The following is a 14,779-nucleotide window of genomic DNA, read 5'->3' on the forward strand; positions in this document are numbered from 1 at the left end:
CCGGTGCTCAATGCGCCTCGGCGGGCTCCAGCGGGTACGGCGGGTCGCCGATGCCGACGATGCGTACGTTGCCCCACGGATCGCGCTCTTGGAGGCGGCCGGGGGTGGGAAAACGGCCGGGGAGGGTGAGCAGGACCTCGGCGCGGCCGGGGTCGGGCAGGTCGTCGCCGGTGATCCGGCCGTACCAGTGGTACTGACCGTCGATCGGGTCGGCGTGGCCGCTGAGCGAGACCGTCACCGAGAGCAGCGAGCCGGGGGAGTCGAGCGTGGCCGGGCCCGAATACTCGTGTGCCGGTTCACGATCGGCCGCCACGGTGAGGTCGTAGTGGCCCGGATCGGGGTGGCGCATGGTGCGCCAGTAGGAGACGCTGGAACCGGGCCAGGCGGCGCGGTTGACGCCGTGCTCGTCCAGGTACCAGCTGGCGCAGCCGCCCGCGTTCCACACGGTGCCCGCCAGTTTCTGCTGGGTGCGGCGATTGAACTCGTGCTGGGTCGCGGCGCGCACTTCCATCCGGGTACTCGACGTCTTGCGCAACAGCTCGACGCACTGGCGGATGTAGCGGGCCTGCGCCTCGATCATGAACACGATCGACTGATGCCCGCCGCCGGAGTTCGGGCCGACGATCAGGAACATGTTGGGGAACCCGTGCACCGCGACACCGAGGAAACCCTCGACCCCGTCGCGCCAAGCCGCTTGCAGCGCAAGGCCGTCGGCCCCGACGATGTGCTGATCCGCGAACCGGTCGGAAATCTTGAAACCGGTGCCGTAGACGATCGCGTCGAACTCCGTCTCGGCTCCGTCGACGGTCGCGACGCCGGTCTCGGTGAGACCCGAGATGGGCGTGGTCTCCAGCCGCACATTGTCGCGCTGCAACGCGGGATAGAAGTTGTTGGACACCAGGATTCGCTTACAGCCGAGCCGGTAGTCCGGGGTCAGCCGGTCGCGCAGCTCAGGGTCGTGCACTTGGCGGCGCAGCTGGCCGCGGGCGACCTTCTCCACCTGACGCATCAGTTCCGGATTCATGAACGCCGGAATCATCGACTCGTAGCCCCAGTAGATGGCCCACCGGTAAAGCCGTTGCGCGCCGGGCAGATACCGGAACATGCCGTGCTCTATCGCGGAGAGCTGTCGATCCGGTTTCGGGATGATCCAGTGCGGGGTGCGCTGGAACACCGTCACCTGCGCGGCCTCCTTGGCGATCTGCGGCACGAATTGCACCGCGCTGGCCCCGGTTCCGATCACCGCGATCCGCTTGCCGCGCACGTCGAAGTCGTGATCCCACTGTGCTGAATGGAAACTCGTGCCGCGGAACGTGTCCCGGCCGGGGAACGCCGGCACCGACGGTTCGTGCAGCGGTCCGGGCGCCAGCACGACCAGGCGCGCCCGCAGGGCCTGCCCGTGCGCGAGGCCGATATCCCAGCGGTCGGCGTCGTCGTCGAAGTCGAGGGTCACCACCTCGGAGTTCAGCCGGATGTGCCTGCGCAGGTCGTATTTGTCCACGATGCGGCGCAGGTAGTCCAGGATCTCCGGCTGCCGGGCGAACATCCGCGACCACCGCTTGTTCGGCTCGAACGAGTACGAATACATCAGCGACATCACGTCGCAGCCCGCGCCGGGATAGGTGTTCTCCCGCCAGGTGCCGCCGATCTCGCCGGCCTTCTCCAGCACGACGAAGTCGTCGATGCCCGCCTTGCGCAACTCGATGGCCATGCCGAGACCGCCGAAACCGGCACCGACTATGACGATTTCAGGGTCCTTGCTCATGCGAGCAGCCCCCGTCGCCGCCAGATCCACTCGCCGACCGGCCCGATGAGGCCCTGCTTCTGCAGGAACACACCGAGATTCGCGGCGCCGATGCCCAGCGCCTTCTTGGCGTCCGGGTTGCCGGCCGCGATCCGCCGGGCGGCGCGCCCGTCCAGGCCCGCGCGGGTGTACATGTGCCGGTTGGTCAGCAGATAGACGAACAGCGGGGCCGCGACCGCGACACACAGTCGGGTGTAGGCGAGTTCGGCCCGTGACATGGTCGGCACCATCCTGGCCAGCGCGTCCCTGGCGAAGCCGATGTGGCGCGCCTCCTCGGTGACGTGGATGCGCATCGCCCGGGAAACCAAGGGCTGCAACTCCGGATCGTCCAGGGTGCGCCGCTGGATCGCGTCGAAGATCTCCTCGCCGACCAGCGCGCCGACCCAGGTCATGGAGCCGCGCAAGAAGATCGGCAGCACGCCGATGGCCAACCGGCCCGCGCGCCGCGGCCAGTACGGCCGGGCCTCGATGCGGTCGATCAGCTTGCCGAACATCATCATGTGCCGGCACTCGTCGCCCATCTCGACCAGCGTGTAGTGCGAATGCCGGGTGGTCGGATCGTCGGCGAGCAACTCGCGCAACAGAAGTCGGTTCAGCAGGTTCTCGAACCAGATGCCGACCGAGAGCACGTTCGCCAGTTCCTGCCGGGACAGTTCGCGCTGCTGCTGCGGCGTCATCGACTCCCACAGCTCGGTGCCGTACAGCGACACGACCTCCGCGGGGAGGAAGAGTTTGTCCGGGTCCAGCGGCGCGTCCCAGTCCATGTCGACCACCGGGTCGTAGGACTTCTTGACCGATCCGGTCAGTAAGCGCTGCGCGAAGGACTCTTGCGGGATCAGTGCGGCCTCGTTGCCCATGACTGCTCTCCAACATTGTCGACTAACCGATACAAGCTGTCACATTTAGATTAGTGAGACGGTATGTCGCAGTCAACCTACTTGCGGGTATCGTGACTCTGTGACCACGACCAGCGGAAATCTCGAGCCTCCCGTCCCGGACGGTCGCGCTACCCGCTGGAACGGGCACAAAGCGCAGCGTCGAGCAGACGTCATCGATGCCGCGATCACGGTCATCGAGGAGCACGGCGTCGAGGTGTCGGTGCAGCAGATCGCCGACCGGCTCAAGCTGCCGCGCCCGGTGGTCTATCGGCATTTCGACGGCCGCACCGACCTGGACGAGCAGATCCGCCGGCAGATCCTGGAATCGCTACTGGCACAGATCATGCCGAAGCTCGACCCGGAGGGCACGGTGCGCGACGCCGTGCGCGGCGTGGTCGGCACCTACGTCCGCTGGGTCGAACGGCACCCCAACCTGCACCGTTTCATCGGCGGCGCGGCGCCCCAAGGGGATTCGTCGCTGGCCGGCGCGCGCGACCGGATCGGCGGTCGGCTGGCCGACCTGTTCGCGATCTGGCTGTCGCGCTTCGGCATCGATCCCGGCCGGGCCCGGCCGATGGCGTTCGGCATCATCGGCTTCGTCGACGGCGTGGTGAACAGCTGGCGGGCCGACGCGGCCACCACGCTGTCCTCGGATCAGGTCGAGGGCATCCTCACCGAGTCGGTGCTGGCGCTCTTCGAAGGCAACGCGCGCAGTCTCGGCGTCCCGCTGGAACGCGACGTGGTCGTCGGCGATCTGCTCGTCCGGCCGGAAGCGTTGCGCGCCAGGTAATCCCGTCAGGGCCGATGCAATTCGACTGCCAGAGCAATCAATTCGGCCAAATGCTCGCCGTCGGTGCGGGCCAGCCGCATGGCCTCGGCGACCGGGAAAGTCCGGACCTCGAGGATTTGCTCGGCGTCGTCCGGATTCGTCGGCGCGGAATCCAGCACGACATCGGCGGCACACCAGAGCCACGCCTTGTGCGGATGCGGCTGCCAATCGCGAAACGGCGCAGCCTGATTGCTGGTGGCATAGTGCGCGCCGATCCAGCGGATCGGGCCGGTAGGGTGGGCGCCTGCTTCTTCGCGGAGTTCGCGGCGGACGCATTCGTCGATGGATTCGCCGCGCTCGCGGGTGCCGCCGGGTAGCAGCCAAATGTCGCGGTCGTCGCGGCACAGCACGATATCCTCGCCGACGAAGCAGACGAGGTGGATGTTGGTGACCAGTTCGTCGGGTGGTGCTTCGGTGGCGAACTGGACGTCCATATCACCCCAGGCCCAATGGGTCGGGGTGTGCAACAACGGATAACGGTCGGCCAAGGTCACCTCTTGAAACTAATGGGATCGGGCGTTACATACGAGGGGGAGTGCGTTGACTACGCTCATGCCGGTGTCCGAACCTGTGCCCTTGACGAGGCTGCTCGATGACGCGGGGTTGCTGTCGCTCGAACACCGGCTACACGTCGAAGAACTGCTGGGTCCGCACCGGTGGCAGGCCGATATGGAGGGGGGCCGGCTCGAATTCGTCGGCGAAGCGCAGACATTCGAGTGCACCGACTTTCACCTGCTCGGCACCGCCGACGCGGAGACCTGGCTGTGGGCCTGGGCGAATCCGTGGGGCTTCCCCAAGCAGCTGATCGCGGTGGCGCGGATGGTGCGCGAGTTCGGTTTCCGCTACGGCGTCGCCGAATTGTGCGCCGCGGAAATGCCGGTCGCGCTCGGGCGGGCGGCGCCGCAGCCGCACCAGGTTGCCGAGCTGCTCGCCGACGCCGCGAAAGTGATTTCCGGGCATTGGAGTTCGTACTGCGGCGTCACCGACGGCACCTGTGTGGCGTTTCTCGTCGAGCATCCCGCGTTCGAGCTACCGCCGCCCAGCGCGTCCGGCATCGCGCGGGTATTGGCGCACGGGATAGGTGCGCTGCCCCTGGTCGACTATCGGCGCGCCACCCAGAGTTACCTGAGCAGACGGGGATTGACGACCGAGTTCGTCGAGAACCACCGGCTGCTCGAATTCAGCGGCTCCGGCATGGCGGGGAGCATCGAATTCGACGCCGACGGGCTCGTCGCGAACCTCGACGTCGGGGTCGTCATGGATCGCATCGAGCTGCCGTCGGAGTCGAAAGCGCACTCGGCCAACTCGTTGTGAGCTGGCTCAGGCCTTGCCGCCGGTCAGCGCCTGGAAGCTGCGGTTCCACGCCCACTCGACCGGCCCGCGCTCGAAGCGGCGCAGCCAGATGTGCGCTCCGGTCGCGATGATCAGCGAAACCAGCAGGTAGATGCCCACGGTGAACGGCACCCGCGCATCGGGGGAGACGCGGGCGGCGAGCCCGAAACCCCAGCCGTAGCACAGGATCGACGCCACCAAGTTCTGCAAGATGTAGCAGCTCAGCGCGGTGCGCCCGACCTCGGTCATGCGCCGGCCGAGGAATCCGACCTCGGTGCGCCGCAGGTAGAAGTGCGCGACCAAGGCCAGGATGCCCAGCGCGACAACGGGTGCGGTGCCGTAGCGGGTGAAAAGGAAGTAGTCGCCGTTGCCCGCGATACCGGCGATCAGGTCGATCGGCGCCGCGACCCCGAACCCGGCGACCATCAGCCACTTGCGCATCCGCGCCCCCTCCGGCCGGAACACCCCGGCCCGGAACAGCCGGGCGCCGAGCAGGAACAACGCCACCGACATGGCGAACACGAACACCGTCTCCGAGCGGAACTCGCCCGCATTGTGCAGCCGGAACACCACGAGATCCCAGAACGACCCGTCCGCATAAGGATTCGGATCCAGCGGTGTCCGCGGCGCCGGTTCGTCGCGCGGCGCGAACGCCATGGCCAACCCGATCGCGGTGAGCATCGCGAGATGGATACCCGCCGAGACGATCAGCCAACGCCGTTGCGCCCGTTCACTTGTCGCGAGCACGAACGCGACAAGCAGCCCGGTCACCGCGTACCCCATCAGCACGTCGAACTCCGCGACGAACACGAAGTTCAGCAGACCGTCGAGCAGCAGCAACCCGGCCCGGATCGGATACTTGCCCGGCCAGCGCCGTCCGCCCCGCTGCGCCGAGCCCTGCTGAATGGCCAGCCCGATGCCGAACATGATGGTCAGCAACCCGAGGAACTTGCCCTGCGCCAGCTGCTGCAACACCCGCTCGGCCCACAGCCAGCCGGTCGCGGGGTCCTTCAACTCGTCGATGTAGCCGACGAGCCCCTCGCGGTTGGTCATGATCCAGATATTGGTGCCGAGCGTGCCGAGGATCGCGATGCCGCGCAGCACGTCCAGCGCGACCAGTCGCGAGTGCGCCGCCTCGGCGGGGGCGTCCGGCGCACGGTGCCGCGCCGCGGTGCCGACCTGCGGATCGGCGAGAGATTCGGTCATACCAAGACTGTCCCGCCGACCGGCGCTCGCGCGGGTCCTCCGGAAGTACCACCCGCGGTATGAGATTGGGCTCCACCAGTGCCGACAACGCCGACACCCGGCCCGGCGCGGGCAGCCCACGGACTTCGCCCGGCGATGCCCGTTAGGCTCGACCCATGCAGCGCATCATCGGAATCGAGGTCGAGTACGGCATTTCGACCCCAACCGAGCCGTCGGCCAACCCGATCCTCACCTCCACGCAGGCCGTGCTCGCCTACGCCGCCGCCGAGGGTGTGCCGCGGGCGAAACGCACCCGCTGGGACTACGAGGTGGAGTCGCCGCTGCGCGACGCGCGCGGCTTCGACCTGAGCCGGATGAACGGGCCCGCGCCGGTGATCGACGCCGACGAGGTCGGTGCCGCGAACATGATCCTCACCAACGGCGCCCGGCTCTACGTCGACCACGCCCACCCCGAATACTCCGCACCCGAGGTGACCGACCCACTGGACGCGGTCATCTGGGACAAAGCGGGCGAGCGGGTGATGGAGGCCGCCGCGCGGCACGCGTCCAGCGTGCCCGGCGCGCCACGCCTGCAGCTCTACAAGAACAACGTCGACGGCAAGGGCGCCTCCTACGGCACCCACGAGAACTACCTGATGAGCCGTGACACCCCGTTCAACCAGATCATCCTCGGCCTCACCCCGTTCTTCGTCTCGCGTCAGGTGATCACCGGTTCCGGCCGGGTCGGCATCGGTCAGTCCGGCGACCACGCCGGCTTCCAGCTGTCCCAGCGCGCCGACTACATCGAGGTCGAGGTCGGCCTGGAGACCACGCTCAAGCGCGGCATCATCAACACCCGCGACGAGCCGCACGCCGACGCGGACAAGTACCGCAGGCTGCACGTCATCATCGGCGACGCCAACCTGGCCGAGATGTCCACCTACCTCAAGGTCGGCACCACCGCGCTGGTCCTCGACCTGATCGAGGCCGGCGAGGACCTGTCCGAATTCCAGCTGGCCCGCCCGGTCACCGCAGTGCACACGATCAGCCACGACCCGACGCTGCGCGCCACCGTCGCGCTCACCGACGGCCGCGAGCTGGCCGGCCTTGCGCTGCAGCGGATGTACCTGGACCGGGTGATCAAGTTCGTCGATCGCACCGGCAACGACGACAAGCGCGTGCAGGACATCATCGAGAACTGGGCGATGGTGCTCGATCTGCTCGAGCGCGACCCGATGGAATGCGCGAGCCTGCTCGACTGGCCGGCCAAGCTGCGCCTGCTCGAGGGCATGCGCCAGCGCGAGGGCCTGGGCTGGGCCGCGCCGAAGCTGCACCTGATGGACCTGCAGTACTCCGACGTGCGCCTGGACAAGGGCCTGTACAACCGCCTGGTGGCCCGTGGGTCGATGAAACGGCTCGTCACCGAGCAGCAGGTGCTGGACGCGATGACCAACCCGCCCACCGACACTCGGGCCTACTTCCGCGGCGAATGCCTGCGCCGCTTCGGCGCCGACATCGCCGCGGCGAGCTGGGATTCGGTGATCTTCGACCTGGGCGGCGATTCGCTGGTCCGCATCCCCACCCTGGAACCGCGGCGCGGGACAAAGGCGCACGTAGGCAAGCTGCTGGACGGCGTGACCTCGGCCGCTGATCTTGTGGAACAGCTCACAACCTGATCACGAGACCGGTACCGACTCGGCCCACATCGGCACGGAATACGACACTGCGTCGGTCGGGCTGGGTAGTGTTGAAGAACGAGCACGGACATTGCTCATGACCGGGGCCGTGCTCAGAATTGAGCTCCGGTCATGATGAGGACAGAGGAGGTCGGCTGCCATGGCACAAGAGCAGACCAAGCGCGCCGGGGGCGGCGACGAGGATGATGGCCCGGAGGGTGCGGACGCCGCCGGTCAGGAGCGCCGCGAAAAGCTGGCGGAGGACACCGACGACCTGCTCGACGAGATCGATGATGTGCTCGAGGAGAACGCCGAAGACTTCGTCCGCGCGTACGTTCAGAAAGGCGGCCAGTGACAGTAGGTGACCCCTCGCGTCTCCACCTGGGGTACGCCCTCTCGTCCTTCTCCGAATACCTTCGCATGCACGCTCCGGAAATGTTGCCCGGCAACAAGTTCGGACCGATCGATGGCGCGGCTCTGAGCGTCACCGGTGCGAAGGACATCGCGCCGCATGGCACCACCATCGTCGCGATCAGCTACCGCGGTGGCGTGCTCATCGCCGGTGACCGGCGGGCCACCCAGGGAAACCTGTTGGCCAGCAGGGACATCGAGAAGGTCTACATCACCGACAGCTACTCCGCGGCCGGCATCGCCGGCACCGCGGGCATGGCCGTCGAGATGGTGCGGATCTTCGCGGTGGAGCTGGAGCACTACGAGAAGCTCGAGGGCGTATCCCTGACCTTCGACGGCAAGTCCAACAAGCTGTCGAAGATGGTGCGCGAGAACTTGCCCGCCGCCCTGCAGGGGCTGGCGGTGGTTCCGATGTTGGTCGGTTACGACGTGAATGCCACCGATCCGGACAAGGTCGGTCGCATCGTGTCCTATGACGTGGTGGGTGGACGCAGCGAGGAGCGGTTCGGTTACGCCGCGGTGGGATCGGGTTCGGTCTTCGCCAAGGGGTCGCTGAAGAAGCTGTACGCCAAGGGAATTGATCAGGAGCGCGCGCTGCGCATCGCCGTGGAGGCGCTGTTCGACGCGGCCGACGACGACACCGCGACGGGTGGACCCGATCTGATGCGCGGGATCTATCCGACGGCGATCGTGATCGATGAGGAAGGTGCGGTCGAGGTGACCGAGGACCGCCTCGAGGTGATCGCGCGCGGCATCGTCGCCGATCGTGAGGCCGCTGAAGAGGGGAGTGCCCGCGCATGACACTGCCTTATTACGCGTCCGCAGAACAGATCATGCGGGACAAGACCGAGCTCGCCCGCAAGGGCATCGGTCGGGGTCGCAGCGTCGTGGTCCTGGTGTACGACAAGGGTGTGCTGTTCGTCGCGGAGAACCCGTCCGCGACGCTGCACAAGGTGAGTGAGCTCTACGACCGGGTCGGTTTCGCCGCGGTCGGCAAGTACAACGAGTTCGAGAATCTGCGCCGCAGCGGAATCCTGCAGGCCGACATCCGCGGTTACCAGTACGACCGCCGCGACGTGACCGGCCGCGCACTGGCCAACGCCTACGCCCAGGTGCTCGGCTCGATCTTCACCGATCAGCTCAAGCCCTACGAGGTGGAGATCTGTGTGGCGGAGGTGGGTTACCCGGAGCAGCAGCCGACCTCGGTGCTGTACCGGATCACCTTCGACGGGTCGATCGTGGACGAACGCGAATACGTGGTGATGGGCGGCACGACCGAGCCGATCCTGACCGCGTTGAAGGCGTCCTACAAGCCGGGTCTGGACCTGGCCGGCGCGATCAAGGTCGCGGTCGGGGCGCTGCAGGCGGGCGTGCCCGAGGGTGCGGAGAAGGAAAAGCGGGTGCTCGACGTGAACTCGCTCGAGGTCGCGGCGCTGGAGCAGGCGCGGCCGCGGCGGGCGTTCCGCCGGGTCACCAACTCCGCGCTGGAGCAGTTGCTGAGTCCAGCCAAGAAGGCCACCAAGGCCAAGGCGGCCGAACCGGCGGCGGAGACTCCCGAGGCGGAGTAACCACCGAGCAGAAGTCAGGGCCCGTGCACGGGTGCGTCGCACCAGTGCACGGGCCCGAACTGTGTCCGCCGCGAGGCCGGATCGAGGGTGATACTGCCCACTCGCGCCGGTAGGCCGAGCCGAATCGTTGTGAAGACGTATGCGTTCGTGTTGTCCGCAGCCCCACGCGAGCGCATGACATGGCTGTAATGTCGATAGTGTGCAGCGACGAATCATGGGGATCGAGACCGAGTTCGGTGTGACATGCACCTTCCACGGTCACCGTCGGCTGTCCCCCGACGAGGTAGCCCGGTACCTTTTCCGCCGGGTGGTGTCCTGGGGCCGCAGCTCGAACGTGTTCCTCCGCAACGGTGCTCGGCTCTATCTCGATGTCGGGTCCCATCCGGAGTACGCGACTGCCGAATGCGACAGCCTGCACCAACTGGTGACCCACGACCGAGCGGGCGAGCGGGTCCTCGAAGAGTTGCTGATCGACGCCGAGCAGCGGCTCGCCGAAGAAGGCATCGGCGGCGACATCTACCTGTTCAAGAACAACACCGACTCCGCGGGCAACTCCTACGGCTGCCACGAGAACTTCCTCGTGGTGCGCGCCGGTGAGTTCTCCCGGATCTCCGACGTGCTGTTGCCGTTCCTGGTGACGCGCCAGCTGATCTGCGGTGCGGGCAAGATCCTGCAGACGCCGAAGGCGGCCACGTTCTGCCTGTCCCAGCGTGCCGAGCACATCTGGGAGGGTGTGTCGTCCGCGACCACGCGCTCGCGACCGATCATCAACACCCGCGACGAGCCGCACGCGGACGCGGAGAAGTACCGCCGCCTGCACGTGATCGTCGGCGACTCGAACATGGCCGAGCCGACCACCATGCTCAAGGTCGGCACCGCCGCGCTGGTGCTGGAGATGATCGAGGCGGGCGTCTCGTTCCGGGACTTCGCCCTGGACAACCCGATTCGCGCCATTCGCGAGGTAAGTCACGATCTCACCGGTCGTCGTCCGGTGCGGTTGGCCGGCGGTCGTCAGGCGAGCGCTCTGGATATCCAGCGCGAGTACTACGCCCGCGCGGTCGAGCACCTGCGCAACCGGGATCGCGATCCGCAGATCGATCAGGTCGTCGATCTGTGGGGCCGCACCCTGGATGCCGTCGAGGCGCAGGACTTCGCCAAGGTCGACACCGAGATCGACTGGGTGATCAAGCGCAAGCTGTTCCAGCGCTACCAGGATCGCTACAGCATGGAGCTGTCCGACCCGAAGATCGCTCAGCTCGACCTCGCCTACCACGACATCAAGCGTGGCCGCGGCGTGTTCGACCTGCTCCAGCGCAAGGGCCTGGCCAAGCGCATCACCGAGGACGAGGCCGTCGACGCCGCCGTCGACACCCCGCCCCAGACCACCAGGGCCAAACTCCGCGGCGACTTCATCACCGCCGCCCAGGAGGCGGGCCGCGACTTCACCGTCGACTGGGTCCACCTCAAGCTCAACGACCAAGCCCAGCGCACGGTCCTCTGCAAGGACCCGTTCCGCTCGGTGGACGAACGCGTGGACCGCCTGATCGCATCCATGTAGGTCCGGTAGAAACGGGGCGACCGATACCTTCGGGTGTCGGTCGCCGTCGGTTTTCCGGGGCTAACCCTCGGCGAGATAGCGCTCTACGGTTTCGACCTTCGAGGTCATGCCGTCGGTGACGCCAGGACGGATGTCGGCCTTGAGCACGAGGCTGCAGCGCGGGGCGGCGGCGAGGACGGCGTCGGTGGCCTGTTTGACCACGGGCATCACCTCGTCCCATTCGCCCTCGATGGTGGTGAACATGGCGTCGGTGTGGTTGGGCAGGCCGCTGGCACGGACGACGCGGACCGCCTCGGCGACGGCACGGCCGACGTCGACGCCGGTGCCGAGTGGGGTCACGGAGAAAGCGATGATCATACGATCAATACTGCACATGTGATCGAGTGAATCGCGCGCCGACGCGCACGCGCGGAGCCGGGCCGATTACCCTCTATCGGGTGGCGATATCCAAGGTCGAGCGGCTGATGAATCTGGTCATCGCGCTGCTGTCGACCCGGCAGTTCCTGACCGCGGAGCGGATCCGGGACAGCGTCGCGGGATACGAGGATTCGGCCAGCGACGAGGCGTTCAGCCGAATGTTCGAACGAGACAAGAACGAGCTGCGTGACCTGGGCATACCCCTGGAGATCGGGCCGGTCGGCCGGTACTCGTCGGTCGAGGGTTACCGGATCAACCGCGACGCCTACGAGCTGCCCGAGATCGACCTGAGCGACGAGGAAGCCGCCGCGGTCGCGGTGGCCGTGCAGATGTGGGAATCGCCGGAACTGGCCGCCGCCGCGGACGGCGCCCTGCTCAAACTGCGTGCCGCCGGGATCCACGTGGAGACCGACGCCGCCGTCGCCTCGGTGCCCGCGGTTCCCGCGCGCACCCGCGGCTCGGAACCGGTGCTCGGCAAGCTGCTCGCCGCGATCGACGCCGGCCAGGCCGTGCGATTCGAGCATCGCGGCGCGATCAACGCCCCGTATCTGATGCGCGATGTCGAGCCGTGGGGCGTGGTGACCCGGCACGGCCGCTGGTACCTGGTCGGACACGACCGCGCCCGCGACGCGGTCCGCAGCTTCCGGCTGTCCCGGATCGGCGATGACGTGACCGCCTACGGGCCGGAGAACGCGGTCAGCAAACCGGACGGTATCGACTTGCGCAAGATCGTCGACCAGGTCACCAGCTCGGCCCCGGTCAGCGGCACCGCCACGGTCTGGGTGGCCGACGGCCGCGGCCGGGAACTGCGCCGCATCGGCCAGGTCACCGGCGAACGCACCATCGGCGGCCGGGTCGGCGCGGTGGTCGAGCTGCCGGTCCGCTCGCGCGACTGGATCGCCCGCCTGATCACCGGCCTCGGCCCGGACGCGGTCGTGCTCGCTCCGGAAGAGCTGCGCACCGATGTCGTCGCCCGGCTGCGCTCGGTCTTCGACCGGACGGAGGTCACGGCGTGAATTCCCGGCTCTCCGTTCGGCTTTCGCGCCTGCTGAACATGATCCCGTACTTCATCGCGCACCCGGGCATCAGCGCCGCCGAGGCCGCCGCAGATCTCGGCGTGACCAGCAAGCAGCTGATGAGCGACCTCAACCAGCTGTGGATGTGCGGCCTGCCCGGCTACGGCCCCGGCGACCTGATCGACCTGTCGTTCTCCGAGGAGAGCATCGAGGTCACCTTCTCCGCGGGCATCGACCGTCCGCTGCGCCTCACCTCCACCGAGGCGACCGCGCTGCTGGTGGCGCTGCGCTCGATCGTGGACATGCCCGGCATGGTCGACCCGACCGCCGCGCACGCCGCCATCGCGAAGATCGAATCGGCCATCGTCGGCGGTTCCGCCGCCGAACCCGACCACGCCCGGACCCCGCCGCCGGAGGCCCCGGCCGTCGCCACGGTGCGTTCGGCGCTGGCCAGGCAGCGCGCGCTGCGCCTGGTCTACTACTCGGCCAGCCGCGACGTCGTCACCGAACGCGTCGTCGATCCGATCCGGATCGTCCTGGTGGACAACATGAGTTACCTGCAGGCCTGGTGCAGGCAGGCCGAGGGCGTGCGCCTGTTCCGGTTCGACCGGATCGAGGCCGCCACCGAACTCGACGAACCGGCCCGCCCGCCCAGCCACGCCACCGAGGAGTCGGCCGCGCTCGACCTGTTTCAGGACGATCCCGCGGTTCCGTTGGCGCGCTTGCGCATTCACGGCGACTACGCTTGGGTTCTGGACCAGTACCCGATGCATCGGGTCGCGGTGAACGCCGACGGCAGTCTGGAGGCGACCATGCGGTTCGCCACCCTGGACTGGATGGCCCGGCTGCTACTCGGTTTCGGCGCGGGCGTCACCGTGCTCGGCCCGGCGGAACTGGTTGCCGCGGTGCGCGAACGCTCGAACGCCGCATTGGCCGCGTACGCCGCGGCCGGATTCGAGGAGGCCGGGTGAAGAGTCGGGTGATGGTGGTCGGCGCGGGCAGCATCGGCCTGTTCGTCGGCGGCAAACTGGCCGTGGCGGGCGCCGACGTGACCTTCGTCGGCCGGCCGCGGATGCTCGACGAGATCTCCGCGTCCGGCCTCCGGCTCACCGACCTCGACGGCGGCGACGACTCGCTGCCCACCGGTCGCTTCCACACCGCCACCGAACCCGACGATGTCGGCTCGGCCGATCTGGTCCTGGTCGCGGTGAAATCGGCGGCGACCGCGGACGCGGTGCGCGAGCTCACCGGCAAGATCCGCCCGGGCACGGTGGTGCTGAGCTTGCAGAACGGCATCGGCAACGACACGGTCATCCGGGAGATCCTGCCCAACTGCGTGGTGCTGGCCGGGATGGTCATGTTCAACGTGGTGCACCACCCGGGCGGCCGGTTCCACCGCGGCACCCAGGGCGGCCTCGCCGTGCAGGATGATCCTGGTCTCACCCCGTTCGCCGGAATCTTCGAGCAGGCCGGCCTCGCGCTGCGCCGCTACCCCGACCTGCGGCCCGTGCAGTGGGCCAAGCTGCTGCTGAACCTGAACAACCCGATCAACGCGCTGTCCGGGCGGCCGCTGCGCGAGGAACTCGCCGACCGCAACTATCGCCGCTGCCTGGCGCTGGCCCAGCGGGAAGCGCTCGCGGTGATGAACAAAGCGCGAATAACCCCCGCCCGCCTGACCCCGCTGCCGCCCGCCGTGATGGCCCGGCTGCTGACCGTGCCGGACGGCGTGTTCCGGCGCGTTTTCGGCCGGGTGCTGGCCGTCGACCCGATGGCCCGCTCGTCCATGGCCGATGATCTCGAACTCGGCCGCAAAACCGAAATCTCTTGGCTCTGTGGGGAAATCATCGGTCTGGGGACGATGGTCGGGTTGCCCACACCGGTGAATCAGCGGCTGATCGAACTGATCGTCGCTGCCGAGCAGGGCGACCGGCGGACCTGGACCGGAGCCGAACTGTACGAACAACTGCGGGCCGCGCACGCGAGCGCCCGTTGAGAGAGTCGTCACCACGCGGCGCAACGCCGGGCCAACCCGGCCGGAGGGTGCGTTCGCGCACGTCACCCTCCGGTAGCATCAGAACCATCACCAGTCTTGGGAGGTAATAATC

The 14,779-nt window shown here is 67.8% G+C and carries 15 protein-coding genes; 10 read left to right on the top strand and 5 right to left on the bottom strand.

All coding sequences use genetic code 11. From position 1 onward, the window contains the following. Positions 1-7 precede the first annotated feature (7 nt). Both F3087_RS25695 and F3087_RS25700 read right to left on the bottom strand, forming a co-directional pair. Positions 8-1,765: a DUF4873 domain-containing protein gene (locus F3087_RS25695; protein WP_150404589.1), complete on the bottom strand. Its 1,758-nt coding sequence runs from the start codon at positions 1,763-1,765 to the stop codon at positions 8-10. After that, complete coding sequence (locus F3087_RS25700) at positions 1,762-2,661, bottom strand: AurF N-oxygenase family protein (protein WP_150404590.1); 900 nt, start codon at positions 2,659-2,661, stop codon at positions 1,762-1,764. The genes F3087_RS25695 and F3087_RS25700 overlap by 4 nt, the downstream gene beginning before the upstream one ends. 100 nt (positions 2,662-2,761) lie before the next feature. On the opposite strand from F3087_RS25700, the gene F3087_RS25705 reads away from it, so the two are divergent. Continuing rightward, positions 2,762-3,472: a TetR/AcrR family transcriptional regulator gene (locus F3087_RS25705; protein WP_150404591.1), complete on the top strand. Its 711-nt coding sequence runs from the start codon at positions 2,762-2,764 to the stop codon at positions 3,470-3,472. A 5-nt stretch (positions 3,473-3,477) separates the two neighbouring features. Here the strand turns inward: F3087_RS25705 and F3087_RS25710 are convergent, their stop codons facing one another. Then, positions 3,478-4,005, bottom strand: coding sequence for an NUDIX hydrolase (locus F3087_RS25710; protein ID WP_223885330.1), 528 nt, complete (start codon positions 4,003-4,005; stop codon positions 3,478-3,480). A 64-nt stretch (positions 4,006-4,069) separates the two neighbouring features. Between F3087_RS25710 and F3087_RS25715 the strand changes: the two genes are divergently transcribed. Continuing rightward, positions 4,070-4,825 carry a DUF6882 domain-containing protein gene (locus tag F3087_RS25715; protein ID WP_150404592.1) on the top strand — a complete coding sequence of 252 codons (756 nt, stop codon included), beginning with the start codon at positions 4,070-4,072 and terminating at the stop codon, positions 4,823-4,825. A 6-nt stretch (positions 4,826-4,831) separates the two neighbouring features. Here F3087_RS25715 and F3087_RS25720 read toward each other — a convergent pair whose 3' ends face one another. Further along, positions 4,832-6,049, bottom strand: a complete 1,218-nt coding sequence (locus F3087_RS25720; protein WP_150404593.1) for a DUF418 domain-containing protein — start codon at positions 6,047-6,049, stop codon at positions 4,832-4,834. Between the two features lie 155 nt (positions 6,050-6,204). Between F3087_RS25720 and dop the strand changes: the two genes are divergently transcribed. From dop to pafA, 5 genes are all read left to right on the top strand, one after another. Then, complete coding sequence (gene dop, locus F3087_RS25725; protein ID WP_150404594.1) at positions 6,205-7,704, top strand: depupylase/deamidase Dop; 1,500 nt, start codon at positions 6,205-6,207, stop codon at positions 7,702-7,704. 160 nt (positions 7,705-7,864) lie between these two features. Continuing rightward, positions 7,865-8,059, top strand: a complete 195-nt coding sequence (locus F3087_RS25730; protein ID WP_150404595.1) for a ubiquitin-like protein Pup — start codon at positions 7,865-7,867, stop codon at positions 8,057-8,059. Further along, on the top strand, positions 8,056-8,916 hold the full coding sequence (prcB, locus tag F3087_RS25735) for a proteasome subunit beta (protein WP_191094134.1): 861 nt from the start codon (positions 8,056-8,058) through the stop codon (positions 8,914-8,916). The genes F3087_RS25730 and prcB overlap by 4 nt, the downstream gene beginning before the upstream one ends. Beyond that, positions 8,913-9,683, top strand: coding sequence for a proteasome subunit alpha (prcA, locus tag F3087_RS25740; RefSeq protein WP_150404597.1), 771 nt, complete (start codon positions 8,913-8,915; stop codon positions 9,681-9,683). Before prcB ends, prcA begins: the two co-directional genes overlap by 4 nt. Before the next feature lie 199 nt (positions 9,684-9,882). Then, positions 9,883-11,241, top strand: a complete 1,359-nt coding sequence (pafA, locus tag F3087_RS25745; protein ID WP_186818252.1) for a Pup--protein ligase — start codon at positions 9,883-9,885, stop codon at positions 11,239-11,241. 60 nt (positions 11,242-11,301) lie between these two features. Here pafA and F3087_RS25750 read toward each other — a convergent pair whose 3' ends face one another. Beyond that, complete coding sequence (locus F3087_RS25750; protein ID WP_150404598.1) at positions 11,302-11,598, bottom strand: MTH1187 family thiamine-binding protein; 297 nt, start codon at positions 11,596-11,598, stop codon at positions 11,302-11,304. An 80-nt stretch (positions 11,599-11,678) separates the two neighbouring features. On the opposite strand from F3087_RS25750, the gene F3087_RS25755 reads away from it, so the two are divergent. Genes F3087_RS25755 through F3087_RS25765 form a run of 3 tightly spaced genes read left to right on the top strand, consistent with a single transcriptional unit; the run spans position 11,679 to position 14,667 of the window. Further along, positions 11,679-12,674 carry a helix-turn-helix transcriptional regulator gene (locus F3087_RS25755; protein WP_150404599.1) on the top strand — a complete coding sequence of 332 codons (996 nt, stop codon included), beginning with the start codon at positions 11,679-11,681 and terminating at the stop codon, positions 12,672-12,674. Beyond that, the gene (locus F3087_RS25760; protein ID WP_150404600.1) at positions 12,671-13,645 is read left to right on the top strand and encodes a helix-turn-helix transcriptional regulator; all 975 of its coding nucleotides are present in this window, start codon (positions 12,671-12,673) and stop codon (positions 13,643-13,645) included. The genes F3087_RS25755 and F3087_RS25760 overlap by 4 nt, the downstream gene beginning before the upstream one ends. Next, complete coding sequence (locus tag F3087_RS25765; RefSeq protein WP_191094135.1) at positions 13,642-14,667, top strand: 2-dehydropantoate 2-reductase; 1,026 nt, start codon at positions 13,642-13,644, stop codon at positions 14,665-14,667. Before F3087_RS25760 ends, F3087_RS25765 begins: the two co-directional genes overlap by 4 nt. The last annotated feature ends 112 nt before the right edge of the window (positions 14,668-14,779 follow it).

Origin of the sequence: Nocardia colli (genome assembly GCF_008704205.1) — a bacterium.
Taxonomy (GTDB): domain Bacteria; phylum Actinomycetota; class Actinomycetes; order Mycobacteriales; family Mycobacteriaceae; genus Nocardia; species Nocardia colli.

Excerpts from the sequence above, each read along its gene's own strand:
- F3087_RS25695 (WP_150404589.1), bottom strand. The coding sequence starts at position 1,765 with ATGAGCAAGGACCCTGAAATCGTCATAGTCGGTGCCGGTTTCGGCGGT.
- F3087_RS25700 (WP_150404590.1), bottom strand. The coding sequence starts at position 2,661 with ATGGGCAACGAGGCCGCACTGATCCCGCAAGAGTCCTTCGCGCAGCGC.
- F3087_RS25720 (WP_150404593.1), bottom strand. The coding sequence starts at position 6,049 with ATGACCGAATCTCTCGCCGATCCGCAGGTCGGCACCGCGGCGCGGCAC.
- dop (WP_150404594.1), top strand. The coding sequence starts at position 6,205 with ATGCAGCGCATCATCGGAATCGAGGTCGAGTACGGCATTTCGACCCCA.
- F3087_RS25730 (WP_150404595.1), top strand. The coding sequence starts at position 7,865 with ATGGCACAAGAGCAGACCAAGCGCGCCGGGGGCGGCGACGAGGATGAT.
- prcA (WP_150404597.1), top strand. The coding sequence starts at position 8,913 with ATGACACTGCCTTATTACGCGTCCGCAGAACAGATCATGCGGGACAAG.
- F3087_RS25750 (WP_150404598.1), bottom strand. The coding sequence starts at position 11,598 with ATGATCATCGCTTTCTCCGTGACCCCACTCGGCACCGGCGTCGACGTC.